Genomic DNA, 23361 nt, shown 5'->3' on the forward strand with positions numbered 1-23361 from the left:
CATTCTCGGAGTCCGCCTATTCTATGGTTCCTTACCTCACGACCGCCCTCACCGGGCCCTTGCTGGAACTCGAAAAACGCCTGCTCGACGCGCAGCCGACGATCGAGCACTGGTTCCGCCAGCAATGGAAGGAGCAGGCCGCGCCCTTCTATACCTCGGTCGACATCCGCAACGCGGGCTTCAAGCTCGCGCCCGTCGACACCAATCTCTTTCCAGGCGGCTTCAACAATCTCAACCCGTCGTTCATGTCGCTGTCGATCCATGCGGCGATGGGTGCCGTCGAAAAGATCTGCCCCGACGCGCAGCGCCTGCTGCTGATCCCCGAGAATCACACGCGCAACAGCTTCTATCTGCAAAACGTCGCCGTGCTCGCGCACATCCTGCGCCAGACCGGGCTCATCGTGCGTATCGGCACGCTGATTCCGGACATCACCGAGCCGACCACGCTGCAGCTTCCGGGCGGCGCGCAGCTGACGCTCGAGCCGCTGGTGCGCACGGGCGACCGCATCGGCCTCGACGGCTTCGATCCCTGCGCGGTATTGCTCAACAACGACCTCTCCGCGGGCGCGCCCGAGATTCTCAAGGGCATCGAACAGACGATCATGCCGCCTTTACACGCGGGCTGGGCGACGCGCCGCAAGTCGCGACATTTCAGGGCCTACGAAAACGTCGCCATCGAGTTCGCGCGCCTGATCGACATCGACCCCTGGCTGATCGACCCCTATTTCACGCATTGCGGCAAGATCGATTTCCAGGCGCGCCAGGGCGAGGACTGCCTCGCGGAGAAAGTCGGGCAGATGCTCGAGAAAATCCGCGCCAAGTACGACGAATACGGCATCGACCAGCCGCCCTTCGTCATCGTCAAGGCCGACGCCGGCACCTACGGCATGGGCATCATGACCGTGAAGTCGCCCGATGACGTGCGCGAACTCAACCGCAAGCAGCGCAACAAGATGGCCGTCATCAAGGAAGGGCTCGAAGTCAGCGAGGTCCTGATCCAGGAAGGCGTCTACACCTTCGAGAGCATCAACGAAGCGGTTGCCGAACCGGTCGTCTACATGCTCGACCATTTCGTCGTCGGCGGTTTCTATCGCGTCCACACCGGACGCGGCGCCGACGAGAACCTCAACAGCCCGGGCATGCATTTCGTGCCGCTCGCGTTCGACGACACCTGCGTGATGCCCGACAGCAACGCGAGCCCCGACGCCAGCCCCAACCGCTTCTACGCCTACGGCGTCGTCGCGCGCCTGGCGATGCTCGCCGCCTCGATCGAACTCGACGAAGCCTTGAACGAGACGGCATGAAGCTGCTGTTCGTCGTCGATCCGCTGGCGAGCCTCAAGCCGTACAAGGACAGTTCGGTCGCGATGATGCGCGCGGCCTGTGCGCGCGGCCACGCCGTGTTCGCGGCCGAAGCACGCGCGCTGCTGGTGCGCGACGGAGTCGCGCGGTCGCGCGCCGACGCCGTCGAGACGCGCGGCGACGACGATTGGTATCGCGTGACCGAAACGCGCGAATTCGCGCTCACGGATTTCGATGCCGTTGTGATGCGCGCCGACCCGCCGGTCGACGTCGACTACCTGCTCGCGACCCACCTGCTCGGCGTCGCCGAGACCAACGGCGCGCGCGTGCTGAACCGGCCGCGCGCGCTGCGCGACTTCAACGAAAAACTCGCCATCCTCGAGTTTCCGCAATTTGTCGCCCCGACGCTGGTTTCGGCCGACGCGACAGAAATCGCCCACTTCCTCGCCGCCCACGCCGACATCATCGTCAAGCCGCTCACCGAGATGGGCGGCAGCGGCGTCTTCCGCCTCGGCGTTTCCGACCCGAACCGCAACGCCATCCTCGAAACGCTCACCCGACGCGGCAGCCGGCCGATCATGGCGCAGCGTTATCTGCCGGCGATCAGCGAAGGCGACAAGCGCATCCTGCTGATCGACGGCGAGGTGGTGCCGTGGGCCCTCGCGCGGATTCCGCTGACGGGCGAGACGCGCGGCAATCTCGCCGCGGGCGGCACGGCGCGTGCCCAGCCGCTTTCGGAACGCGACCGCGAGATCGCCGAGACGATCGCGCCCTGGGTGCGCTCGCAAGGCATCTTCCTCGCCGGCCTCGACGTGATCGGCGACTGCCTCACCGAAATCAACGTCACGAGCCCGACCGGCTTTCAGGAAATCACGGCGCAGAGCGGCCACGACGTCGCGGACCAGTTCATCGCCGCGATCGAGCGTGCCACGCGTCCGGAATAAGGCCGGTGCGGTGACCAGCATCCTCGGCACCTGCCTGTGCGGCCAGATCGAATTCAGGGTATCCGGCCCGTTTCCCGGGCTCTATCAATGTCATTGCTCCCTGTGCAGAAAGGCGAGCGGCTCGGCTGCCAACGCTGCGCTCATCGTACGGCACGAAAACTTTTCGTGGACCCGCGGCCGCGAACACGTCCGCTCTTATCAAGCCGCGACTTACCGCTCGGATTTCTGTTCGCGCTGCGGCAGCCCCGTCCCCAACCCGCTTGCGGACAGACCGGTGTATTGGGTGCCCGCGGGGTCGCTCGAGGATCACGCCGGTCTGTACGTCGCCGCCCATCTCCACATGGCGTCGAAAGCAGGCTGGGACGTGATCGCGCCGACGGGTGCTCAATACCGCGATGCTCCCGATCTCGACGGCCTGATCGACATGCTTCACGCACATGGCCGGAACCGGGCTTGAAACAGTGCGCGCAGTCCGGCTTTTTGATTGCGCCCAGGCAGGCATGAACATGAGCCCCTCCCCGTATATCCGGCTCGCACGCCACGCCCTCTGGCTGCTTCTGGTGTGGGCGCTCGCCGCGTGCAGCCCGCCTCCTCCGCTGCATCAGCAGCAGTCCTACGTCTTCGGAACGCTGGTCGACGTCACCGTTTACGGCGCTCCCGAGGCGCAGGCGCGCGAGGCGACCGCAGCGGTTCTCGCACGCTTCGACGCGCTCCACCGCGAACTTCACGCCTGGCAGCCGAGCGCACTATCGCGACTCAATGCCACGCTTGCGCGCGGCGAGTCCGCGGCCGTGACTCCGGAACTCGCCGCGATGCTGCACGACGCCCGCGAGCTGTCGATCCGCTCGCAGCACCTCTTCAACCCGGCCATCGGCGGCCTGGTCGCGCTGTGGGGTTTCCACGCCGACGTTCCGCAGCGGCGCGTGCCCGATCCGGCGGCGATCGCCGGCTGGGTCAAGGCCCGGCCGCGCATGTCGGACCTCGTCATCGCCAACAACACGGTCACCACCTCCAACCGCGCCGTGCAGCTCGATCTCGGCGGCTACGCGAAGGGCCGCGCTCTCGACGACGCGGTCGCAATTCTGAAGGCGCACGGCATCGCCAACGCGCTCGTCAACATCGGCGGCAACGTGATCGCGCTCGGGGCCCACGGCGAGCGGCCGTGGCGCGTGGGTATCCAGCACCCGCGCGAGCCGGGCACGCTCGCGACGCTCGACCTCCACGACGGCGAGGCGATCGGCACCTCGGGCGATTACCAGCGCTACTTCGAGATCGGCGGGCGCCGCTACAGCCACCTCATCGATCCGCGCACCGGCCGGCCGGCGACCGGAATGCAGGCCGTCACCGTGCTCTTCGGCGGAGCGCGCGCGGGAACGCTTTCCGACGCGCTGTCGAAGCCGCTCTTCATCGACGGCCCCGCGCACCTCGCCGAAAACGCGGCGCGGCTCGGCGTGCGCAACTACCTCGCCGTCGACGCCGCCGGCAAAACCCACGTCTCACCTGACCTCGCTCCCCGCCTTCGCTAGAATGCGGGTTTTGGGCTGACTTTCCGGCAATGATAGGCATCCTCATCGTCGCGCACGGCTCGCTCGCCGACAGTCTGGTCGAGTGCGCGACCCATGTGCTCGGACTGCAGCCGAGCGGCCTCGCGACGCTCGACTTCATCGGCCATGCCGACCCTGACGAGCGCGAGAGAGCCCTCCAGGCACGGCTCGCCGAACTCGACGAAGGCGACGGGATCCTGGTCCTCACCGACGTCTACGGCGCCACGCCAAGCAACACGCTGTGCCGCCTGCTGGAGCCGGCGCACATCGAGGGGGTCTCCGGCGTCAACCTGCCGATGCTGCTCAAGGCCCTCAATTACCGCGAGACGCTGACGCTGACGCAACTCGTCGAGCGCATCGTCGAAGGCGGGCGCAACAGCATCAACCACATTTCCGAGACCATGTGCAATGCAGCAACGGGACGTTGAAATCGTCAACAAGCTGGGGCTGCACGCGCGGCCGTCAGCACGCCTCACCCAACTGGCATCGAGCTTCAAGAGCAACGTCTTCCTGTCGCGCAACGGCCGCCGCGTCAACGCCAAGAGCATCATGGGCGTGATGATGCTCGCCGCGGCCAAGGGCAGCACGATCACCGTCGAGGCCGAAGGCGACGACGAGCAGGACGCGGTCGACGCGCTGGCGAAACTGATTTCGGACGGATTCGGGGAAGAGCGATGAGCTTCTCCATGCACGGCATCGGCGTCTCGGGCGGCATCGCGATCGGCTATGCCCATCTCGCATCGAGCGCGCGCGTCGAAGTGCCGCAGTACATGCTCGACCACAAGTACATCAAGGACGAGCTGGCACGCTTCGACGAGGCGATCCTCGCCACCCGCGCAGAACTCGAAACGCTCCGCAGCCACATCCCGGCGAACGCCCCGGCCGAGTTGTCGGCGTTTCTCGACATGCACCTGATGTTCCTCGGCGACTCGATGATTGCCGAGCAGCCCAAGCGGCTGATCCGTGAAACGCAATGCAACGCCGAGTGGGCGCTTGCGCAGCAGATGGAAGCGCTGGTCGCGCGCTTCGACGAGATCGACGACCCCTACCTCAGGAGCCGGCAGGAAGACGTCGTGCAGGTGGTGCAGCGCGTGCTGAAGGCGCTGATGGGCCATCCGAGCCATTTGCCGCTCGACGTCGACTTCGACAGCGAGCGCATCCTGGTCGCGCACGAATTGTCGCCGGCCGACATGGTGATCTTCAAGAACGTGCACTTCGCGGCCTTCGTCACCGACCTCGGCGGCACCACCTCGCATACCGCGATTCTCGCCCGCAGCATGGGCATGCCGTCGGTGATGGCGCTGCACAATGCGCGCGGGCTGATCCGCGACCACGATCTCCTGATCGTCGACGGTCGCGAGGGCGTCGTCATCGTCAATCCCGACGAGTCGGTGCTCGCCGAATACCGCTTGCGCCAGAACCAGTGGCGCATCGACACCGACAAGCTCAAGCGGCTGAAGACCAGCAAGTCGGCGACGCTCGACGGTACGCCGGTCGAGCTGATGGCGAACATCGAGCTGCTTTCCGACATCGATGCGGTCAAGGCCGCGGGCGCGCATGGGATCGGCCTGTTCCGCAGCGAATTCCTGTTCCTCAACCGCAGCGACCTGCCGACCGAGGAGGAGCAATACGAGTCCTACAAGGCCGTCGCCGAAGCGCTCGACGGCAAGCCGGTGACGATACGCACGCTCGACCTGGGCGCGGACAAGCAGGCGCCGTGGGGGCACACGGTCGCCGACAACCCTGCGCTCGGCCTGCGCGCGATCCGTCTGTGCCTCGCCGAGCCGGGGCTCTTCCACACCCAGTTGCGCGCGATCCTGCGGGCCTCGGCACACGGCCGTGTCCGCATGCTGATTCCGATGCTGGCGAACTTCGTCGAGTTGCGGCAGACGCTGCAGCGCATCGACGAGGCCAAGGACTCGCTACGCCGCGACGGACTGGCCTTCGACGAAGGCATCCCGGTCGGCGGCATGGTCGAGGTCCCGGCGGCGGCGCTCGCCGCGTCGTTCTTCGCCGACCAGCTCGATTTCCTGTCGATCGGCACCAACGACCTGATCCAGTACACGCTCGCGATCGACCGCGCCGACGACAGCGTCGCCCATCTCTACGACCCCTTGCACCCCGCCGTGCTGGGCCTGATCCAGCAGACGATCCGCGCCGGCGCCAAGGCGGGCAAGCCGGTCGCGGTGTGCGGGGAGATGGCGGGCGATCCCTTGCTGACGCGGCTGCTGCTGGGTCTCGGCCTGCGCACGTTCTCGATGCATCCGGCGAGCCTGCTGCAGGTCAAGCAGCAGATCTTGCGCTCGCACCTCGCCGAGCTCCCGGCGCTGACCCAGCGGCTGCTGAAGAACACCGATCCCGACCGCACGCTGACGCTGCTCGGCCGCCTCAACGGCTGAGCCGCGGGCCGCTAGGCCGCGAGGTCGCCGGCGATGCGCACGAGCTCGGCCTTGTCCTGACGCAGCTGATTGATCTCGTCCTTGATCTGCGCCATGCGGCCGTGCAGCGTGCCCATGTTCTCGAGGATGCGCTGCAGGTTCGCGAGGCGCGCGTCGAGAAAGTGCTTGTGCTCGCGGATACGCGTCATCAACGGGTCGAGTGCGATGCGTAGCCAGCGCTCGGCCTCGGTGCGGGCGAGCTTGAAAGCCTGGCGCACCTCTTCGGCAAGGCCGGCATAGAAGCGCCGGATCATGAAGCGCTTTTCCAGCAGCAAGTTCGCGGGATCGGTGCAAAAGACCTCGGTTTCGCGTATCAGCACGTCGAGCCGGTTGCGGTAGGCGGACAGATCGAGACGCGGCACCTGCATTTTCGGCAGGCGATGATGGCGATGGAAGCGGGCGTAGGCCTTTTCCAGCGCAGCGAGCATGTTGTCGGAGAGTTGCGTCGCCTGCTGCAGGCGCTTGCCCATGCCGTCGCTCAGCTCGCGGATCCCGTTGGTGAGCCCGCGCGTCGTCCAGCTGTCCTCGAGTGCGGCGCGCCCTGCCTTCAGAATACCGTCGAGCGTCTCGTCGGACAGTTGCGCGAGCAGTTGCTCGCCCTGGCTCTGCACCATCCTGCGGGTCGTGCGGAACTGCTCAGCCGTCGCGTCGTACGCGTCCTTTTCCTTCTGCAGCGTCGCCCGCGTCTGCTCGATCAGCTCGCGATTCTTGCCCGACAGCTGGGTCAGCAGGATGAGCTCGTCGCTGTACTGCTTGAGGCGCGCCGCGAGGTCGACCCGGCTCTCGTCGAGCAGCGCGTTCACCTCGCGGTTGACCGCATTGAAGAGCATGTCGCGCCGCGCCGGGATGACCTGGTGCGCGAGCAGATATTCGAGCGACTCGATGCCCGAGCGGGCGCGCACCGCGGCGTCGCCGCGGATCGTCGCGCTCAGTGCCTTCTGTGCCGAGACGGCAAACACGCGGCTGCGCGGCAGCTTCAGCACACGCGCCGTCTCCTCGGCCTGGCGTTCGATCGTCGCCTGCACCTCGGCGTCGCTCTTGAGCTCGTCCCACAGCATGTCGATCTTGTTGAGGACCGCGACGTGGTAGTTGGCGTGGCGGTGCACGTATTTCTGCCAGATCTCGAGGTCGGACCGCGTGACGCCGGAATCGGTCGCGAGCAGGTAGATCACGGCGTGGGCGTTCGGAATGACCGAGAGCGTCAGTTCGGGCTCGGCGCCGAGCGCATTCAGGCCCGGCGTATCGAGCACCGTCAGGCCCGCCTGCAGCAGCGGATGCGGGAAATTGACCAGCGCGTAGCGCCAGGCCGGCACCTCGACCGTGCCGTCGGCCCGCAGCTGATGGCGCTCGCTCGCATCCTCGCTGTCCCACAGCCCGAGTTCGACCGCATCGGCCGCCGGAATCGTCTTGGTTTCGGTCAGCTTCCGGAGGCTCTCCTGCAACTGCCGGGGATCGTTCGGATCGAGCAGCACGCGCGACCATTCGATCGGCTGGTGCTTGAGCCGGGCGAGCGATTCGCTGCGCCGCCGGGTCTCGATCGGCAGCAGCGACAGACTCGGCGGCTCGTCCTCGCTCGCGAAGAGTTCGGTCGGGCACATCGTCGTGCGCCCCGCGTCCGAGGGCAGCAGGCGCTGGCCGTGATCGGCGAAAAACAGCGCGTTGATGAGCTCGGTCTTGCCGCGCGAGAACTCGGCGACGAAGGCGACGACGAGCTTGTCGCGGCGCAGCGCACTGGCCGTGTCCGCGAGCCGCAGCGTGCGCTCGGCGTCGATACCATGCTGACGGTCGAGCCAGTCGGCGTAGTCCGTGATCGCCGAGGCGAGCCGCATGCGCCGCGCGCTGTAGCCGGCGACCTCCTGTTCGAGATGGATGCTCATGGTCTGCTGTTGTTTTCGCTCATCGTCCCCGGGGCCTCCCACCCCCACCCCGCCGCTCGGTCTTCGCCGCGACGGCCCCGCGCCCGCGTCGAGCGCGGCCCGAGCCGGCGGCACTGGCGCGCGGCAGCGCGCATCCGCACTTATCGACGGGGAATCCGGCAATCTTTAGGGACGCGCCGGCGACGCCGACCAGCGGCGGCGCCGCCGTCAGAGCGCGCCAAGCAGCGCGCGCTCGAGCGCCATGATCGGCAGCATCAGGATCAACTGGGCGATGATGAAAAGCACGAGCGGCGTCAGGTCGACGTTGGCGACCATCGGCACGACCCGGCGCAGCGGCGCGAGAAACGGCTCGGTGAGTCCGTAGACCACGGGCATGAGCGGTGAATGGGTGTTGATCCACGACAGCAGCGCGCGCACCAGGGTCAGCCCAATCACGAGGTAGACGGTGAGACTCAGCAGCCGCACCGCCGCGAGGCCGAGCATGACGGGCCAGACACCACCCCCTGCCAGCGCGAACGGGAAGTCGTCGAGCCAGTAGCTCACGAGCACGACGACGAATTCGGCGAGGAACGCGGCGACCAGGCACGCCCAGTCGAGCCCCCCGAACCCGGGAACGACACGACGCAGCGGTTTCACGGCGAAGTCGGTGACCGCGACGATGAACTGTGCGAAAGAATTGCGGAAGGGCACGCGAAAGAGCTGCATCATGAAACGCAGCAGCACCGCGATCGCGAACAGGTTGCCGAGGGTCTGGACCAGGAAGGTCAGGGCGCCGGCGATCATGCGAGGCGTCCCAATTCGTCGCCGAGTTCGGCGCCGCGCCGGCTGGCGGCGTCGACCGCCTGGCCGACCGCCTGCTTGACCCCGGCCGCGTCGAGCGCGGCAAGCCCGCGTTCGGTCGTGCCCCCCTTGGACGTGACGCGCTGGCGCAGCAGCGCCGGCTCCTCGCCCGATTCGAGCGCGAGCTTGGTCGCACCGAAGAAGGTCTGCAGCGCGAGCTGACGCGCGACCCCCGGTGCGAGACCCTGGGCCTCGGCCGCGGCTTCGAGCGATTCGATGAAATAGAAGACGTAGGCAGGGCCGCTGCCCGACACGGCCGTGACCGCGTCGAGCTGCGGTTCGTCGTCGACCCAAACGACGCCGCCGACTGCGCGGAGCACGCTCTCGGCCTGCGAACGCGACTCCTGGCTGACGGCGTCGGGGGCGAACAGGCCCGTGATCCCGGCCTGCACCAGCGCCGGGGTATTGGGCATCGCGCGCACGATGCGCGCATGACCGCCGAGCCAGCGCGCGAGATCGGCGACGCGCACGCCGGCCGCGATCGAGACGACGAGCTGGCCGCTCAGCCGCTGCGCGAGCGCGGCCGCGACTTCGGGCAAGGTCTGCGGCTTGACCGCGAGCACGACGAGCGCGTGCAGGCGGGCCTGCGAAAGATCGGTATGGGTGACGACGCCGAAGCGCGTCGCGAGCTTGTCGCGCGCGTCCGCGTTGATTTCGACGACCTCGATATCGGTCGGCGCGGTGCCGCTCGCGACGAGGCCGCCGATGATCGCGGCGGCCACGTTGCCGCCGCCGATGAAGCTGACTTTATGCATGTTTCACCTCGGGTATTTCCTTTCGCCAAACAGGGCGGTGCCGACGCGAACGATCGTCGCGCCCTCCAGAATCGCCGCCTCGAGATCCGCCGACATACCCATCGACATGGTGTCGAGCGCATGGCGTTCGCGCAGTCCGTCGAACAATTCGCGCAGTCGCCGGAACGCGGCCCGCTGCGCATCAAAATCGTGGGTCGGCGCGGGAATCGTCATCATCCCGCGCAGGCGCAGACCCGGAAGCCTCGCCACGGCCTCGACCAGCTCGGGCAGCGCGTCGGGGCTCGCACCGCCTTTGCTCGCCTCGCCGCTGACGTTGACCTCGATGCAGACGTTGAGCGGCGGCAGCCCAAGCGGCCGCTGCGCCGACAGCCGCTGGGCGATCTTCAGCCGGTCGACGCTGTGCACCCAGCCGAAATTCTCGGCGATCGGTCGCGTCTTGTTGCTCTGGATCGGACCGATGAAATGCCAGTCGAGGGCGAGATCGGCCAGCGCCGCCTGCTTGACGAGCGCCTCCTGCAGGTAGTTTTCGCCGAAGGCGCGCTGTCCTGCCCCGGCCAGCGCGCGCACCGCGGCCGCGCCGAAGGCCTTACTCACCGCGAGCAGTTCGACGCTCGCCGGATCGCGACCGGCACGCGCCGCAGCGGCGGCGATCCGGCCGCGCACGCCCTGCAGACGCGCCGTCGCCGAGTCGGCTCCCGGCCCCGCTGCAGGCTCAAGTTCGGACGGAAACGGGCCGTTATTCATGGCGTTTATTATCGGTCAAAACCCCACCCCCATACTGCACGAGGCACGCGTGGATATTTCTGAATTGCTCGCTTTCGCCGTCAAAAACAAGGCTTCCGACCTGCACCTTTCCTCGGGTCTGCCGCCGATGATCCGCGTGAACGGCGACATCCGCCGCATCAACCTGCCGCCGATGGAGCACAAGGACGTGCACCGCATGGTGTACGACATCATGAACGACAGCCAGCGCAAGGTGTACGAGGAGACGCTCGAAATCGACTTCTCGTTCGAGATACCCTCGCTCGCGCGCTTTCGCGTCAACGCGTTCAACCAACAATACGGCGCGGGCGCCGTGTTCCGCACGATTCCGTCGAAGGTGCTGACGCTCGAAGAACTGAACTGCCCGCCGATCTTCAAGGAAATCGCCGACCAGCCGCGCGGCATCGTGCTCGTCACCGGGCCGACGGGTTCGGGCAAGTCGACGACGCTCGCGGCGATGATGGACTACGTCAACGAGAACCAGTATTCGCACATCCTCACCGTCGAGGACCCGATCGAATTCGTCCACCAGAGCAAGAAATGCCTGATCAACCAGCGCGAGGTCGGGCCGCACACGCTCTCGTTCAACAACGCCTTGCGTTCCGCGCTGCGTGAAGACCCCGACGTCATCCTGGTCGGCGAATTGCGCGACCTCGAAACGATCCGCCTCGCGCTGACCGCTGCCGAGACGGGCCACCTCGTCTTCGGCACGCTCCACACCTCGTCGGCGGCCAAGACGATCGACCGCGTCGTCGACGTCTTCCCCGCTGCGGAAAAGGAAATGGTCCGCTCGATGCTCTCGGAATCGCTGCGCGCGGTGATTTCGCAGACGCTGCTGAAGACCAAGGACGGCACCGGCCGCGTCGCCGCGCACGAAATCATGGTCGGCACCCCGGCGATCCGCAACCTGATCCGCGAGAACAAGGTCGCACAGATGTATTCGGCGATCCAGACCGGCGGCAACCTCGGCATGCAGACCCTCGACCAGAACCTGCAGGATCTCGTGCGCCGCAACGTCATCGCGTCGAACGTGGCCCGCTCCGCGGCGCAGAACAAAGACGCCTTCATGCTCTGAGGACGAGACGAGACGACATGGCAATGAACGCAGAAAAAACCGTCCACGACCTGCTGCGCCTGATGCTGGCGAAGAACGCGTCCGACCTTTTCATCACCGCGGGATTCCCGCCCGCGATCAAGGTCGACGGCAAGATCACCCCGGTCTCGAACCAGAGCCTGACGCCCGCGCACACGAGCGAGCTCGCGCGCTCGATCATGAACGATCGCCAGTGGAAAGATTTCGAGGCGACCAACGAATCGAACTTCGCGATCAGCCCGCCCGAGATCGGGCGCTTCCGCGTCAACGTCTTCGTGCAACAGGGCCGCGTCGGCATCGTCATGCGGACGATCAATACCAAGATCCCGAAGATGGAAGACCTCAACCTGCCGCCGATCCTGCGCGACGTCGCGATGATCAAGCGCGGCCTCGTCGTCTTCGTCGGCGGCACCGGCACCGGTAAATCGACCTCGCTCGCCGCGATGGTCGGCTACCGCAACGAGAACGACGCCGGCCACATCATCACCGTCGAGGACCCGATCGAATACGTGCACGAGCACCGCAAATCGATCGTCAGCCAGCGCGAGGTCGGCATCGACACCGACAACTGGTTCTCCGCGCTCAAGAACACGCTGCGCCAGGCGCCCGACGTCATCCTGATCGGCGAAATCCGCGACCGGGAGACCATGGAATACGCGATCGCCTTCGCCGAAACCGGCCACCTGTGCCTGTCTACGCTGCACGCCAACAGCGCCAACCAGGCGCTCGACCGCATCATCAACTTCTTCCCCGAGGAGAAGCGCGATCAATTGCTGATGGACTTGTCGCTCAACCTCAAGTCCTTCATCTCGCAGCGCCTGATTCCGCGAAAAGGCAGCAACGGCCGCGTCGCCGCCGTCGAAATCCTGCTCAACTCGCCGCTCATCGCCGACCTGATCTTCAAGGGCCACGTCCACGAGATCAAGGAGATCATGGCCAAGTCCCGCGAACTCGGCATGCAGACCTTCGACCAGGCCCTGTTCGACCTCTACGAAGCCGGACTGATCTCCTACGAGGACGCGCTAAGAAACGCCGACAGCCTCAACGACCTACGCCTGCAGATCAAGCTGCACGGCCAGGAGGCCAAGGGGCGGGACATGATGGCGGGGTTGGATCATCTCGATATTGTTTAAGTCGTCGGGAGTGCAAAACAAAACGGGGTGTTTAGCACCCCATTTTGTCTTGTCAACGCCGGCTCGGTGCCGGCGTAGCCTCGCATCAAACTTGTTGTTAAACCTCTCTGCCAATTTGTTTGGCCTGATCTGTCGCGAGGCCTTCCTTCACGAACGCCTGCATTTTATTTGAGCCTGCTGGCATTAAACCTTCAGCTTGCATTGCGCCATACCAATTAACCAAAGCCTGTTTCATCCAATCCAGATTCTTGTTCCAGACGGGTCCCATGTGTTCGGCCCAAAGTTCCAGTTCCCGCACGGAGATATTCCGGTCCGGCGAGAGGACCTCAGCTGCATTGACTAGATTCTTCGCCAAAGTTTCATCCACCACTTCGGTTGGTCTCGACCAGTTTGTTTTTCCCAAGCAGTCCGTATAGAAGCCTATTTGCTTCATCGCATCCAATATATCTGGATGGTCTGACGCACTATCAACGATTGGTTTGAAGTCCTCTAGGCGGCGTGCGCCCTTGGCGACTAGCTCTGGAAGAATCCAGTTAATGTTTTTCTTTGTATGAGTCCGGTATTCCTTCCAGAGTCTCTTGATGTCATCCGTGTTCGCGGTCACGAACCGCCTGAGAATGACGACCTTTCCAGACTCTTCTATCGAGAGAGCGGCTAGTGACGCTGCCGTCGGCCACCGCTTGTTAGCGAGTAACAGCCGAGCGTCCTGAGCCAAACGCCTCGCATTGGCTGTAGCCGCATTCATTCCAGTTGCAACCTGCTCGACTGTCAGAGGGCCACGATAAGGCGCGAGAAGATCTGCTGAGGACATAGTGAGGCCTAGCGCAATAGACTCGGTGAGAATAATTCACAGCCAGCCTAATTCAAGGCAACCGGCTCGAACATTGCCTGCTTCGACACAAAAAATTCCCGCCCCTCACCTCATCCCCGAATAACGAATAATGGGGTCAGACACTATTGCAGCTCACACCTTTCTCACGCCGTCGCCGTAGTTCGCCACGGCCTTGTCCACGGTCAGCAAAGTCAAACCTTCCACCCGCGCCTGCGCGACGAGAATGCGGTCGAAGGGGTCTTTGTGCAGGTTCGGCAACTCGTTCACGGCGACCGTGTGTTCGCTCGTGACCGGCAGTTCGCGATAGCCGCTCACCAGCAGCATGCGCCACAAGCGGCGCGGATCGACGTTGAAATCCGCGCGATCGAGACCGTTCTTGATACTGATCTCCCACAGGCTGGCCGAACTGAAGACGAGGTGGTTGCCCGGGTCGAGCAGCATCCCCCGCGCCTTGGCCGACAACCGCTTGGGCTCGCTCGCCGCCCACAGCAGCAGATGGGTGTCGAGCAGCAGGTTCAAGCCTTGCGACCGGTGAACAGGTCTTCGATTTCCCCACCGCCCATCTGGTCGAAGTCATCCGGGACGGAAAACTCTCCGGCCATGAAACCCAGACGGCTTGCCGTTCCCGCTTCACCCGGCGCCAGTGGGATGACCTTGACCATCGGCTTGCCGGCCTTGGCGATGATGAAGGCCTCACCCTGGGCGGCCTGCTCGACCAGCTTGGAGAGCTGGGTTTTGGCATCGTGGATGTTGACCGTCAGCATGATGACCTCGCGGTGAACTAATTTCGGTTAGTTTAACCGGGATCAACGGAAGGACAAGCGCTTCGCCGAAACGGATATCACTAGGGACCGCTCGCAGCTTCCGGCTTCTTCACTTTCATCGACCCCGCAATCAGCTTGTACTGCAAGAACCGCGTCTCGATCTGGCCGTTGAAGAGCGGTATGCGGCGGCTGGCCTTGAGGCCGATCGCCTTCGGCAGCAGCGGGTCGCCCGAGATGATCCACGCGTCCCAGCCGGCGAAGTTCTGCTTGAGCCAGTCGCCCAGGAGCGGATACCACTCGGCGAGATCCTCGGCTTCGCCGATGCGTTCGCCGTAGGGCGGGTTGGTGACGATGGTGCCGACGGGCGTCGGCGGCTTGAGGTCGAGCAGGTCGGAGACTTTGAGTTCGATCGCGTCCGCATACCCGGCCACGGCGAGGTTGTTGCGTGCCTTGTCGAGGACCCAGCGGTCCTGGTCGGCGCCGAAGATAGGCAGCTTGGTCAGCGGTTTTTCCAGCGCTTTGGTCTCGTCCTTGATGCGCTGCCAGAGCGCGGCGTCGAAGTCGCGGTAGTGCTCGAAGGCGAAATGGCGGGCGCGGCCCGGTGCGCGGTTCAACGCGAGGTCGGCGGCTTCGAGCAGGATGGTGCCGGCGCCGCACATCGGGTCGAGCAAGGGCGTGCCGGGCTCCCAGCCGGAGAGCAGCAGGAGGCCGGCGGCAAGGTTTTCCTTGATCGACGCCGCGCTCGCCTCGCGCTTGAAGCCGCGTTTGAACAACGGCTCGCCCGAGGTATCGAGATAGAAGGTGACTGCGTCGGGCGTGAAGAACGCATACACGGGCACGTCGGGCGACTCGGTGTCGACGCTCGGTCGCTCGCGTGTTTCTTCCCGGAAGCGGTCGCAGATCGCGTCCTTGATCTTGAGCGTGATGAAGTTGAGGCTTTTCAGCGGCGCGTTCTGCGCGCCGACTTTCACCGCGATGGTCTTCGTGACGTCGAACCACTCGGGCCACGGCAGATCGAGGGCGGCGCGGTAGATGTGCTCTTCCTTCTTGTAACGCGTGTACCCGACCTTGCGCAGGATGCGCGTCGCGGTCCGCGAGGTGAGGTTGGCGCGCATCTCGGCGGCGGCGTCGGCGATGAACAGCACGCCGGCCGGCAGCTGGCGCACGACCTGGGCGCCGGCGGCGTTCAACTCCGCGACGAGCAGCTCCTCGAGCCCGCGCGGGCAGGTCGCGAAGTGGCTCGCGGGCGGGAGTTGCTCCCGCGAGCGGGGCGCCACCTCATGCTCGCCCTTCGGGCGGCTTTGGTGCCCGGAGTGAGCAGGACGCGGAGGCGGGTTGCGGCGGGGCTGCGGGTTTGCGGACTTGGGTTTCAAACAGGGCTTTCTAGAACGGTTTCAATACGACCAGCAGCACGACGACGAGCAGCACGAGAACGGGGATTTCGTTGAACCAGCGAAACCAGACGTGGGATTTGCTATTCCGCCGTGCTTGGAATTGCTTCAGCAGACGGCCGCAGACATGGTTGTAGCCGACGAGCCCGGCGACGAGCGCGACCTTGAGCCACAACCAGGTCCCGGTCGGAAGCCAGTAGGCAAGCCACAGCCAGACGCCGGTGATCACGGTCAGCCACATGATCGGCGAGACGAACCGATACAATTTGCGCGCCATCAGCAGCAGGCGGTCGTAGGCGGCGGGGTTGGTTTCCATCGCCAGGTTGACGAAGAGGCGCGGCAGGTAGAACAGCCCGGCGAACCAGCTCACGACCATGACGATATGAAACGATTTCAGCCAGAGCATGGATGGACGAACCTCGACAATGATGGAGGCGGCCAGGGCATGGAGGCCGAGCCCGCCGACGCTGATTCTACTGGGTTTGATCGCCTACCTGTGGGTGCGCCCGCCGGCCGAGGTCAGCGACGAGAACCGCATCGCGCCGCCCTGGCACGTGGCGCTGACCGAAGTCCGCGTACTCACGAGCGAGGCGCGCGAGGGCCGCGTCGTGCTCGTCGATTTCCGGGCGACAGGGTGCCCATACTGCCGCAAGGAGAAACCGGTCATCGAACGTTTCTGGCCCGACCACCGCGACCCGGGATTCGAGGTCGTTTCGATCAGCGTCGACGACCTGGCCGACAGGATCGCGGCATGCACGACAAGGGTTTCCGTTTCCTAGCGGCCCCGACCAACGCAGCGGTCGCCGCCGCATTCGGCAAGGTCGCAACGGTTCCGACCTCGTTCATCGTCGGCCACGAGGGGCGGATACGACACAAGATCGCCGGTCAGGTGCATTATCCGGGACTGGAAAAACGCATTGTGCCGCCGCGGCAGTCCCGGGCGGCCGAGGAACCGCGATGAGCGACGCACGCATCACCGAACTCGAAACCAAACTCATCTTCGCCGAAGACCTGATCGAAACGCTCAACCAGACCGTGATCCGGCAACAGGCCCAGCTCGACCAGATCCAGCAGCAGCTGCGCCTGCTGCACCGGCAATTGCAGGACGCGCTCGCGCGCGAGGCCCCAGCGCCGGGAAACGAACCGCCCCCACACTACTAGCGCGGCACGTGCTTTCGTAAGAACACGCGATCGCGGGGAGAGCTCCATGAGAACGAAACGCGCGTAGCGCCCAGACGGTACACCGGTCGGCTGGTGCCGCCCCCCTTCAGTCGGTATCGACGGTCTCGCGCAGCGCAAGCGAAGGCGCGTCGACGAGCAGGCGAATCAGTTCGTCCTCCGGCATGGGTCGTGCGTAGCGGTAGCCCTGTGCGCGCAGGCAGCCGTGCTGCATGAGAAAAGCTTCCTGCTCGGCATGCTCGACGCCCTCGGCGATGACGCCGAGCCCGAGCTTGGCCGACAGCGCGAGAATCGCCTGGACGATCGCTGCATCGTCGGAATCGACCGCGATGTCGCGAATGAAGCTGCGGTCGATCTTGAGTTCGCTGATCGGCAGGAGCTTGAGGCGGCTCAGCGAGGAATGACCCGTGCCGAAATCGTCGATCGCGATCTCGACGCCGAATTCGCGCAGTGCCGTCATCACGGCGACCCCGGTCGCCTCGCTTTCCATGATGCTGCTCTCGGTCAGCTCGAGCACGACGCGTGCGGGCGAGACGCCGGCGCGTGTGAACGCGTCCGACAGGCGCGTCGGCAAATCTTTCTGCAGCAACTGCTTGCCCGACAGGTTGACGTGGAGCGCGAAATCCGCAGGCAGCAGTATCTCGGTTTCCCAGCGTTTCAAGGCCTCGCACGCTTCGCCGACGACCCACTCGCCGATCGGGACGATCAGGCCGGTGTCCTCGGCGAGCGCGATGAAGTGATCGGGCGGGATCGCGCCGGCTTCCGGGTCGTTCCAGCGCAGAAGCGCCTCGGCGCCGCAGATGTGTCCGGTGTCGAGGCGGACGAGCGGCTGGTAGTGGACTTGCAGTGTGCGGTCGTCGAACGCGCGGCGCAGCCGCGACTCGAGCTGGAGGCGACGCATCGCCCGCTCGGTGATGCCGTGTTCGTAGAAATGGAAGGTGTTGCGCCCGCGTTCCTTGGATTTGTACATTGCCGCATCCGCGTGCCGCAGAAGCGCTTCGGCGTCCCGGCCGTCCTCCGGGTAGAGGCTGATGCCGATGCTCGCCGAGATGTGCAGCGGATAGCTTCCGACGTGCAGCATCCTCTCGAGCGCAGTGATGATTTTTTCAGCGACGGCGCCGGCCGCCGCGTTGTCGCGCAGACCGTCGAGCAGCAGCACGAATTCGTCGCCGCCCAGGCGGGCGAGCGTGTCGCCGTCGCGGGTCAGGCTCCTGAGGCGGCTCGCAGCGGCCTGCAGGACCGCGTCGCCCACGGCGTGACCGAGACTGTCGTTGATCGTCTTGAAGCGGTCGAGATCGATGAAGACGACGGCGAGGCGGCCACCCGTGCGGCCGTTGCGGCTGACCGCGGCGCGCAGCCGGTCGAGCAGCAGCGCGCGGTTCGGCAGGTCGGTCAGGGGATCGTGATAGGCGACATGTTCGAGATGCGCGTCTTTCTCTCGCAGCGCCTGCTCGGCTTCCCGCCAGTGCGTGACGTCCTGCACCGTCCCGATCATGCGACTCGGCTTGCCCAGCGCGTCGAGCAGAACTTCGCCGGTTTCATGCACCACGCGCACACTGCCGTCCGGCCGCACGATGCGGTGGTCGAGCGCGTAGGGCGCGCCGGTGTTCAGCGCACGCTGGACCGCGGCGTCGACCGCGGCCCGGTCGGACGGATACACGCGCACCAGAAAGGCTTCGTAGCTCGCCTCGAACTGGCCTTGCCGCAGCCCGAACAGCCGGTAGATGCCCTCCGACCAGAACAGGCGATTTTCGGCGATGTACCAGTCCCAGTTTCCCATCTGGGCGATGCGCTGGGCGCGGTCGAGACTGTCCTTGGTCTCGCCGAGCTGCCGCGAAGCCAGTGCGATCTGCCGATTCTTCCTGGCGAACAGCAGGAGCAGCAACACCAGGCTGATCAGAAGCAGGACCACGGCGACGAAGAGCGACCCGAGGATAACCGGACGGTTCGCTTCGTAGAAGGTCGGCGCGGCGTTGATCAGCCTCACGTCGTCCCGCAGCGCGCGCGGAAGCACGAGGCCGGCCTTGCGCAATTCGGCTGCGTCGAGGAGGTATTCGTTGGGGCTGCGCTCGATCGGTGGCAACGCGCGCATCGCCATCCCGTCGAGGTGACGGATGAGCAGTTCGGCGGCGCTGTGCCCCTGGCTCGGCCCGCTCGTCACGAAACCGCCGAGCACCCCCGGATAGAGGTACGCGTCCTCCATGCTGAATACGAAGAAGCGCCCCGCGCCGACGATCGCCGCGACGGTCTCGGGCAGCGTCTGCGTGCCGCCGTCGGCACCCGTGAACGCGCCGAGCGTCGTCAGGAACACGAAACGCTCGCGGCGCGTGCGAAGCCGCGCGACGACGTCGTCGATGCGACTCGCAGAAATGAAGGTCGCACGGATGTCAGGATAGGCGCGCAACGCCTGTTTGATCTCGTCTTCGATCGCCCGGTAGGTCTCGCTTGCGTCGCCGACGACGACGATATCGCGGGCCCCGGGATCGAACTCGCGCATCAGCCGCAGGTTGGGGCCGATCGCCTTGTCTTCGAACACGCCGGTGATTTTCACGGGGTCGAGCTGCGCGCGGACGTTCGCGTCGTTCACGCCGGAGAAAAAAACCGGCGCCCCGGGGAACACCGAGCCCAGATGCGCGCGCGCGAAGCTCAGCGCGTTGTCGTCGGTGACGTAAATCGCCGCCGGCTGGTAGCCGCGATACTTCTCGCGCAGGTGATCGGCGACGAGGCTCGCGTATTCGGGCGTGTAGGCGGCGCGCTTGCTGTCGAGATATTCGACACTCAGCGAGTAGGCCCGCGCGCGGTCAGCGTCGAGGGCGGCAACGAACCCGGCGTGCTGGCCGCGCGTCCACGGGTATTCCTGGCTGTAGGCATGAAGAACGAAGACCGGGGTCGGCGCGGCCGCCGTCGCCCACGGACCGCACAGACTCAACAGGACCAGCAGGACGAGGCGCATGGCAGGCTAAGGTTCAAGGTAGAACGATAACGGCAGCCTTGCCCTGCACTTGAGACCCGCGCCCTCGGTCAGGGTGACGCGTCGACCGCCACCTTCATCACGACCTTGCGCAGCGGCCCCGAACTCACGAGCGGCGCGTGCGCGTCTTCCGGAAAGAACACGCAGAACATCCCGGCGTGCGCCGCGACCCAGGTGGCCGGCGCATCGGCGAAGAAACGGATGTCACGGTCTTCATCGTGGTCGCCGAGCGGCTGCCGGCACTGCGACAGCGGCCGCCAGCCCATCTCGTCGACCCCCTCGAGTATGAGCTGGATATCGATATAGCGACGATGACTTTCGAGTCTGGCAGCCTCGCGCGTCCGGCCTTCCGCCGCCTCGACGATGGCGAAGACGCTGTCGCCGCGGACCGCATGGATGCCGGGCGCGAGCGTATCCAGATCGAACCGGCGCAGGAAGGCGAAGGCCTCGGAAAACAGCGGGTGCAGGGCCAGGTAGCGCTCGGCGTGCGCAAGCGGGGCGAGGATCACGGGCGTGCTCAGCGGCTGATCGGCTTGTAGCGGATGCGCTTGGGCTTCGCGCCCTCCTCACCCAGCCGTTTCTTCTTGTCGGCCTCGTATTCCTGGTAGTTGCCGGGGAAGAACACCACCTGCGAGTCGCCCTCGAAGGCAAGGATGTGGGTGGCGATGCGGTCGAGGAACCAGCGGTCGTGCGAGATCACGAGCACGCAGCCGGCGAATTCGAGCAGCGCGTCTTCGAGGGCGCGCAGGGTTTCCACATCCAGGTCGTTCGAGGGTTCGTCGAGCAAGAGCACGTTGCCGCCGGAGATCAGGGTCTTCGCCATGTGCAGGCGTCCGCGCTCGCCGCCCGAGAGGTCGCCGACACGCTTCTGCTGGTCGCCACCCTTGAAGTTGAAGCGGCCGAGATACGCGCGTGACGGGATCTCGTAGCGACCCACGGCAAGAATGTCGCGGCCTTCGGCGACCTCGTCGAACACGGTCTTGTCGGCGGCGAGCGCGTCGCGGCTCTGGTCGACGTAGGCGAGCTTGACGGTCTGGCCGATCTCGACTTCGCCGGAATCGGGCTTTTCCTGGCCCGTGATCATCTTGAAGAAGGTCGACTTGCCGGCGCCGTTCGGGCCGATTATGCCGACGATGGCGCCGGGCGGCACGCTGAACGAGAGGTCGTCGATCAGCAGGCGGTCACCGAAGGACTTCGACACATTGTGGAAGTCGATCACCTTGTCGCCCAGCCGCTCGCCGACCGGAATAAAAATTTCCTGCGTCTCGTTGCGCTTCTGGTATTCGGCCGAATTGAGCTCCTCGAAACGGGCGAGGCGCGCCTTCGACTTCGCCTGGCGCGCCTTCGGGTTCTGCCGCACCCATTCGAGTTCGTGCTTCATGGTCTTGATGCGCGCGGCCTCCTGCTTGGACTCGGTCTCGAGACGCGCCTCCTTCTGCTCGAGCCAACTCGTGTAGTTGCCCTTCCACGGGATGCCGTGGCCGCGGTCGAGTTCCAGAATCCACTCAGCGGCATTGTCGAGGAAGTAGCGGTCGTGCGTGACCGCGACGACCGTGCCCGGATAGCGCACGAGGAACTGCTCGAGCCAGTCGACCGACTCGGCGTCGAGGTGGTTGGTCGGCTCGTCGAGGAGCAGCATGTCGGGGTTGGACAGCAGGAGCTGGCACAACGCGACGCGGCGCTTCTCGCCGCCGGACAGGTTGCCGATCACCGCGTCCCACGGCGGCAGGCGCAAGGCATCGGCCGCGATTTCCATCTGCGTGTCGAGGTCGGCGCCGGCGGTGGCGAGAATGGCCTCGCACTTCGCCTGCTCCTCGGCGAGCTTGTCGAAGTCGGCGTCGGGCTCGGCGTAGGCCGCATAGATCTCGTCGAGCCGCGCCTTCGCCGCGACGATTTCGCCGAGGCCCGCTTCGACGGCCTGACGTACCGTGTGCGTCGGGTCGAGTTGGGGCTCCTGCGGCAGGTAGCCGATGCGGATGCCGGGCATCGGGATCGCCTCGCCCTCGATGTCCTTGTCGACGCCGGCCATGATGCGGATCAGCGAGGATTTGCCCGAGCCATTGAGGCCGAGCAGGCCGATCTTCGCGCCCGGGAAGAAGCTCAGCGAAATGTCCTTGAGGATCTGCCGCTTGGGCGGGACGATCTTGCCGACCCGGTTGAGGGAGTAAACGTATTGCGCCATGAATGAAGTTCTGCCGAAGAGGGTTAGGGGGTTTCGCGCGGGCAGGCGTCGAACGCGCAGTCCCGCGCCGGATTGCGACTGACGAAACTGCCGTCCGCGCATTGCCTGACGTCGGCCGCGCATACCAGGGTCCGTTCCGGCAAGGGCGGCGGGGGCGGCGCCGGCACCGCGGCGCGCGCACCGCTCGGCGCAGGGGCAGGGGCAGGCGGGCCATTCGCGGCGCACGCGCCGAGCGCCAGAAACAGCGCTGCGCCGGCGAGCCGCCGGATCACGAGAGCTCGCGCTCGAGCAGCGCCTTGAGCTTGTCGAAGTCGAGTTCGCCGAGCTTCTGTTCGAGGATGTCGCCGTTCTTGCCGATGATGAAGCTCGTCGGCGTGAGCTGCACGTTGCCGAAGGCGCGCGCGTGTTCGCCGTTGACGTCGAGCGCGACCGGGAAAGGCAGCTGGCGGGTCTGGACGTAGTTCGCGACGTAATTGGGCGGATCGTAGCTCATCGCGACGGCGACGATCTCGAAGCCGCGATCCTTGTACGCGTTGTAGGTCTCGACCATCCCGGGCATCTCCTTGATGCAGCCGGGGCACGAAGTCGCCCAGAAGTTGACGAGCACGACCTTGCCGCGAAGATCGTCGAGCGCGATCTGCCTGCCCTCGAGCGTCGTGAAGGTCGACGCGGGCGCGGTCGGCTTGTCGACGAGTGCGTAGGCCAGCGCGGCGACGATGGCGAGCGCGGCGACAAGGAAAAGAACGGGTTTTGCGAATTTCATGGCGATTCCGGGGACGAAGCGTCTTGGTACGACCGCGCGAGTGCCACATAGTGCTGCGCGGAATAGCTGAAATAGGCGATTTCCTCATCGGTCAGCGGCCGCACCATCTTGGCCGGGCGGCCGAGGTAGAGATGGCCGGATTCGAGCACCTTGCCTTCGGGCACCAGCGAACCGGCGCCGAGCAGCACGTGCTTCTGCACGACCGCGCGGTCGAGGATGATCGAGCCCATGCCGATCAGGCATTCGTCCTCGATCGTGCAGGCGTGCAGGATCACCGAGTGCCCGACCGTGACCCCGGCGCCGATGACGAGCGGCCCGCCGGCCGGGTTGTCCCGCGTCTTGTGCGAGACGTGGAGCACGCTGTTGTCCTGGATGTTGGTCGCCTCGCCGATGGCGATCGCATTGACGTCGCCACGGATCACCGCGCCCGGCCAGATCGACGCGTCGCGACCGAGGCTGACCTCGCCGATCACGCTCGCGCGCGGATGCACCCAGGCGCCCGTGGCGAGCGTCGGCATGACGCCGTGATGCGGCGCGAGCGCGGAATCGTAAACCTTGTCGGTCATGGGGTTGAAAACGGGGAAGACAGCCG

The 23361-nt window shown here is 65.6% G+C and carries 26 protein-coding genes; 12 read left to right on the forward strand and 14 right to left on the reverse strand.

The window, feature by feature from the left end:
- Positions 1-23 precede the first annotated feature (23 nt).
- From gshA to ptsP, 7 genes are read left to right on the forward strand one after another with little or no spacing between them, the layout of a single operon-like run.
- Positions 24-1304 (forward strand): glutamate--cysteine ligase, encoded by a 1281-nt coding sequence (gene gshA, locus TBD_RS12085; protein WP_011312920.1) that lies wholly within the window; start codon positions 24-26, stop codon positions 1302-1304.
- Positions 1301-2245, forward strand: a complete 945-nt coding sequence (gene gshB / locus TBD_RS12090) for a glutathione synthase (RefSeq protein ID WP_011312921.1) — start codon at positions 1301-1303, stop codon at positions 2243-2245. The genes gshA and gshB overlap by 4 nt, the downstream gene beginning before the upstream one ends.
- Positions 2246-2255: 10 nt before the next feature.
- A complete protein-coding gene (locus TBD_RS12095; RefSeq protein WP_202943206.1) occupies positions 2256-2702 on the forward strand; it encodes a GFA family protein in 447 nt (148 codons plus the stop codon).
- 49 nt (positions 2703-2751) lie between these two features.
- Positions 2752-3771, forward strand: a complete 1020-nt coding sequence (locus tag TBD_RS12100) for an FAD:protein FMN transferase (protein WP_238376454.1) — start codon at positions 2752-2754, stop codon at positions 3769-3771.
- Between the two features lie 29 nt (positions 3772-3800).
- A complete protein-coding gene (locus TBD_RS12105; protein ID WP_011312924.1) occupies positions 3801-4217 on the forward strand; it encodes a PTS sugar transporter subunit IIA in 417 nt (138 codons plus the stop codon).
- Entirely contained in the window at positions 4198-4467 is a 270-nt protein-coding gene (locus tag TBD_RS12110; protein WP_011312925.1) for an HPr family phosphocarrier protein, read from the forward strand. The genes TBD_RS12105 and TBD_RS12110 overlap by 20 nt, the downstream gene beginning before the upstream one ends.
- Positions 4464-6188, forward strand: a complete 1725-nt coding sequence (gene ptsP, locus TBD_RS12115) for a phosphoenolpyruvate--protein phosphotransferase (protein ID WP_011312926.1) — start codon at positions 4464-4466, stop codon at positions 6186-6188. Before TBD_RS12110 ends, ptsP begins: the two co-directional genes overlap by 4 nt.
- 11 nt (positions 6189-6199) lie before the next feature.
- Here the strand turns inward: ptsP and TBD_RS12120 are convergent, their stop codons facing one another.
- From TBD_RS12120 to TBD_RS12135, 4 genes are all read right to left on the reverse strand, one after another.
- Complete coding sequence (locus tag TBD_RS12120; RefSeq protein ID WP_041432751.1) at positions 6200-8104, reverse strand: dynamin family protein; 1905 nt, start codon at positions 8102-8104, stop codon at positions 6200-6202.
- Between the two features lie 207 nt (positions 8105-8311).
- The gene (locus TBD_RS12125) at positions 8312-8887 is read right to left on the reverse strand and encodes a YggT family protein (protein WP_011312928.1); all 576 of its coding nucleotides are present in this window, start codon (positions 8885-8887) and stop codon (positions 8312-8314) included.
- On the reverse strand, positions 8884-9699 hold the full coding sequence (gene proC / locus TBD_RS12130) for a pyrroline-5-carboxylate reductase (protein WP_011312929.1): 816 nt from the start codon (positions 9697-9699) through the stop codon (positions 8884-8886). The genes TBD_RS12125 and proC overlap by 4 nt, the downstream gene beginning before the upstream one ends.
- 3 nt (positions 9700-9702) lie before the next feature.
- A complete protein-coding gene (locus tag TBD_RS12135; protein WP_011312930.1) occupies positions 9703-10443 on the reverse strand; it encodes a YggS family pyridoxal phosphate-dependent enzyme in 741 nt (246 codons plus the stop codon).
- Between the two features lie 49 nt (positions 10444-10492).
- On the opposite strand from TBD_RS12135, the gene TBD_RS12140 reads away from it, so the two are divergent.
- A complete protein-coding gene (locus TBD_RS12140; RefSeq protein ID WP_011312931.1) occupies positions 10493-11536 on the forward strand; it encodes a type IV pilus twitching motility protein PilT in 1044 nt (347 codons plus the stop codon).
- Positions 11537-11559: 23 nt separating this feature from the next.
- A complete protein-coding gene (locus TBD_RS12145) occupies positions 11560-12687 on the forward strand; it encodes a PilT/PilU family type 4a pilus ATPase (protein ID WP_041433238.1) in 1128 nt (375 codons plus the stop codon).
- 97 nt (positions 12688-12784) lie between these two features.
- Here the strand turns inward: TBD_RS12145 and TBD_RS12150 are convergent, their stop codons facing one another.
- From TBD_RS12150 to TBD_RS12170, 5 genes are all read right to left on the reverse strand, one after another.
- Positions 12785-13498, reverse strand: a complete 714-nt coding sequence (locus TBD_RS12150; RefSeq protein WP_011312933.1) for an AbiV family abortive infection protein — start codon at positions 13496-13498, stop codon at positions 12785-12787.
- 153 nt (positions 13499-13651) lie between these two features.
- On the reverse strand, positions 13652-14038 hold the full coding sequence (locus tag TBD_RS12155) for a type II toxin-antitoxin system VapC family toxin (protein ID WP_011312934.1): 387 nt from the start codon (positions 14036-14038) through the stop codon (positions 13652-13654).
- Positions 14035-14283, reverse strand: a complete 249-nt coding sequence (locus tag TBD_RS12160; protein WP_011312935.1) for a type II toxin-antitoxin system Phd/YefM family antitoxin — start codon at positions 14281-14283, stop codon at positions 14035-14037. The genes TBD_RS12155 and TBD_RS12160 overlap by 4 nt, the downstream gene beginning before the upstream one ends.
- 80 nt (positions 14284-14363) lie before the next feature.
- The gene (locus tag TBD_RS12165) at positions 14364-15560 is read right to left on the reverse strand and encodes a THUMP domain-containing class I SAM-dependent RNA methyltransferase (RefSeq protein WP_011312936.1); all 1197 of its coding nucleotides are present in this window, start codon (positions 15558-15560) and stop codon (positions 14364-14366) included.
- Positions 15561-15666: 106 nt separating this feature from the next.
- Positions 15667-16080 (reverse strand): CopD family protein, encoded by a 414-nt coding sequence (locus tag TBD_RS12170; protein ID WP_011312937.1) that lies wholly within the window; start codon positions 16078-16080, stop codon positions 15667-15669.
- Here TBD_RS12170 and TBD_RS15180 point away from each other — a divergent pair.
- From TBD_RS15180 to TBD_RS12180, 3 genes are read left to right on the forward strand one after another with little or no spacing between them, the layout of a single operon-like run.
- The gene (locus TBD_RS15180; protein ID WP_238376455.1) at positions 16079-16453 is read left to right on the forward strand and encodes a TlpA disulfide reductase family protein; all 375 of its coding nucleotides are present in this window, start codon (positions 16079-16081) and stop codon (positions 16451-16453) included. The two genes, TBD_RS12170 and TBD_RS15180, sit on opposite strands and share 2 nt — an antisense overlap.
- Entirely contained in the window at positions 16426-16635 is a 210-nt protein-coding gene (locus TBD_RS15185) for a hypothetical protein (RefSeq protein ID WP_049750256.1), read from the forward strand. The genes TBD_RS15180 and TBD_RS15185 overlap by 28 nt, the downstream gene beginning before the upstream one ends.
- Positions 16632-16835, forward strand: coding sequence for a SlyX family protein (locus TBD_RS12180; RefSeq protein ID WP_011312939.1), 204 nt, complete (start codon positions 16632-16634; stop codon positions 16833-16835). The genes TBD_RS15185 and TBD_RS12180 overlap by 4 nt, the downstream gene beginning before the upstream one ends.
- Before the next feature lie 106 nt (positions 16836-16941).
- Here TBD_RS12180 and TBD_RS14355 read toward each other — a convergent pair whose 3' ends face one another.
- From TBD_RS14355 to TBD_RS12210, 5 genes are all read right to left on the reverse strand, one after another.
- A complete protein-coding gene (locus tag TBD_RS14355; RefSeq protein ID WP_011312940.1) occupies positions 16942-19806 on the reverse strand; it encodes an EAL domain-containing protein in 2865 nt (954 codons plus the stop codon).
- 68 nt (positions 19807-19874) lie between these two features.
- Positions 19875-20333 carry a YhcH/YjgK/YiaL family protein gene (locus TBD_RS12190; protein WP_011312941.1) on the reverse strand — a complete coding sequence of 153 codons (459 nt, stop codon included), beginning with the start codon at positions 20331-20333 and terminating at the stop codon, positions 19875-19877.
- A gap of 8 nt (positions 20334-20341) precedes the next feature.
- The gene (gene ettA, locus TBD_RS12195; protein ID WP_041432753.1) at positions 20342-22006 is read right to left on the reverse strand and encodes an energy-dependent translational throttle protein EttA; all 1665 of its coding nucleotides are present in this window, start codon (positions 22004-22006) and stop codon (positions 20342-20344) included.
- A 268-nt stretch (positions 22007-22274) separates the two neighbouring features.
- Complete coding sequence (locus TBD_RS12205; RefSeq protein WP_011312943.1) at positions 22275-22769, reverse strand: peroxiredoxin family protein; 495 nt, start codon at positions 22767-22769, stop codon at positions 22275-22277.
- The gene (locus TBD_RS12210) at positions 22766-23335 is read right to left on the reverse strand and encodes a gamma carbonic anhydrase family protein (protein WP_011312944.1); all 570 of its coding nucleotides are present in this window, start codon (positions 23333-23335) and stop codon (positions 22766-22768) included. The genes TBD_RS12205 and TBD_RS12210 overlap by 4 nt, the downstream gene beginning before the upstream one ends.
- Between the last annotated feature and the right edge of the window lie 26 nt (positions 23336-23361).

It is taken from the genome of Thiobacillus denitrificans ATCC 25259 (genome assembly GCF_000012745.1).
Taxonomy (GTDB): domain Bacteria; phylum Pseudomonadota; class Gammaproteobacteria; order Burkholderiales; family Thiobacillaceae; genus Thiobacillus; species Thiobacillus denitrificans_B.

Coding starts and splice junctions, on each gene's coding strand:
- TBD_RS12145 (WP_041433238.1), top strand. CDS start 11,560: ATGAACGCAGAAAAAACCGTCCACGACCTGCTGCGCCTGATGCTGGCG.
- ptsP (WP_011312926.1), top strand. CDS start 4,464: ATGAGCTTCTCCATGCACGGCATCGGCGTCTCGGGCGGCATCGCGATC.
- TBD_RS12180 (WP_011312939.1), top strand. CDS start 16,632: ATGAGCGACGCACGCATCACCGAACTCGAAACCAAACTCATCTTCGCC.
- TBD_RS12120 (WP_041432751.1), bottom strand. CDS start 8,104: ATGAGCATCCATCTCGAACAGGAGGTCGCCGGCTACAGCGCGCGGCGC.
- TBD_RS12105 (WP_011312924.1), top strand. CDS start 3,801: ATGATAGGCATCCTCATCGTCGCGCACGGCTCGCTCGCCGACAGTCTG.
- gshB (WP_011312921.1), top strand. CDS start 1,301: ATGAAGCTGCTGTTCGTCGTCGATCCGCTGGCGAGCCTCAAGCCGTAC.
- gshA (WP_011312920.1), top strand. CDS start 24: ATGGTTCCTTACCTCACGACCGCCCTCACCGGGCCCTTGCTGGAACTC.
- TBD_RS12100 (WP_238376454.1), top strand. CDS start 2,752: ATGAGCCCCTCCCCGTATATCCGGCTCGCACGCCACGCCCTCTGGCTG.
- ettA (WP_041432753.1), bottom strand. CDS start 22,006: ATGGCGCAATACGTTTACTCCCTCAACCGGGTCGGCAAGATCGTCCCG.
- TBD_RS12170 (WP_011312937.1), bottom strand. CDS start 16,080: ATGCTCTGGCTGAAATCGTTTCATATCGTCATGGTCGTGAGCTGGTTC.
- TBD_RS12110 (WP_011312925.1), top strand. CDS start 4,198: ATGCAGCAACGGGACGTTGAAATCGTCAACAAGCTGGGGCTGCACGCG.
- TBD_RS12135 (WP_011312930.1), bottom strand. CDS start 10,443: ATGAATAACGGCCCGTTTCCGTCCGAACTTGAGCCTGCAGCGGGGCCG.
- TBD_RS15180 (WP_238376455.1), top strand. CDS start 16,079: ATGGATGGACGAACCTCGACAATGATGGAGGCGGCCAGGGCATGGAGG.
- TBD_RS15185 (WP_049750256.1), top strand. CDS start 16,426: ATGCACGACAAGGGTTTCCGTTTCCTAGCGGCCCCGACCAACGCAGCG.
- TBD_RS12150 (WP_011312933.1), bottom strand. CDS start 13,498: ATGTCCTCAGCAGATCTTCTCGCGCCTTATCGTGGCCCTCTGACAGTC.
- TBD_RS12210 (WP_011312944.1), bottom strand. CDS start 23,335: ATGACCGACAAGGTTTACGATTCCGCGCTCGCGCCGCATCACGGCGTC.
- TBD_RS14355 (WP_011312940.1), bottom strand. CDS start 19,806: ATGCGCCTCGTCCTGCTGGTCCTGTTGAGTCTGTGCGGTCCGTGGGCG.
- TBD_RS12205 (WP_011312943.1), bottom strand. CDS start 22,769: ATGAAATTCGCAAAACCCGTTCTTTTCCTTGTCGCCGCGCTCGCCATC.
- TBD_RS12160 (WP_011312935.1), bottom strand. CDS start 14,283: ATGCTGACGGTCAACATCCACGATGCCAAAACCCAGCTCTCCAAGCTG.
- proC (WP_011312929.1), bottom strand. CDS start 9,699: ATGCATAAAGTCAGCTTCATCGGCGGCGGCAACGTGGCCGCCGCGATC.
- TBD_RS12125 (WP_011312928.1), bottom strand. CDS start 8,887: ATGATCGCCGGCGCCCTGACCTTCCTGGTCCAGACCCTCGGCAACCTG.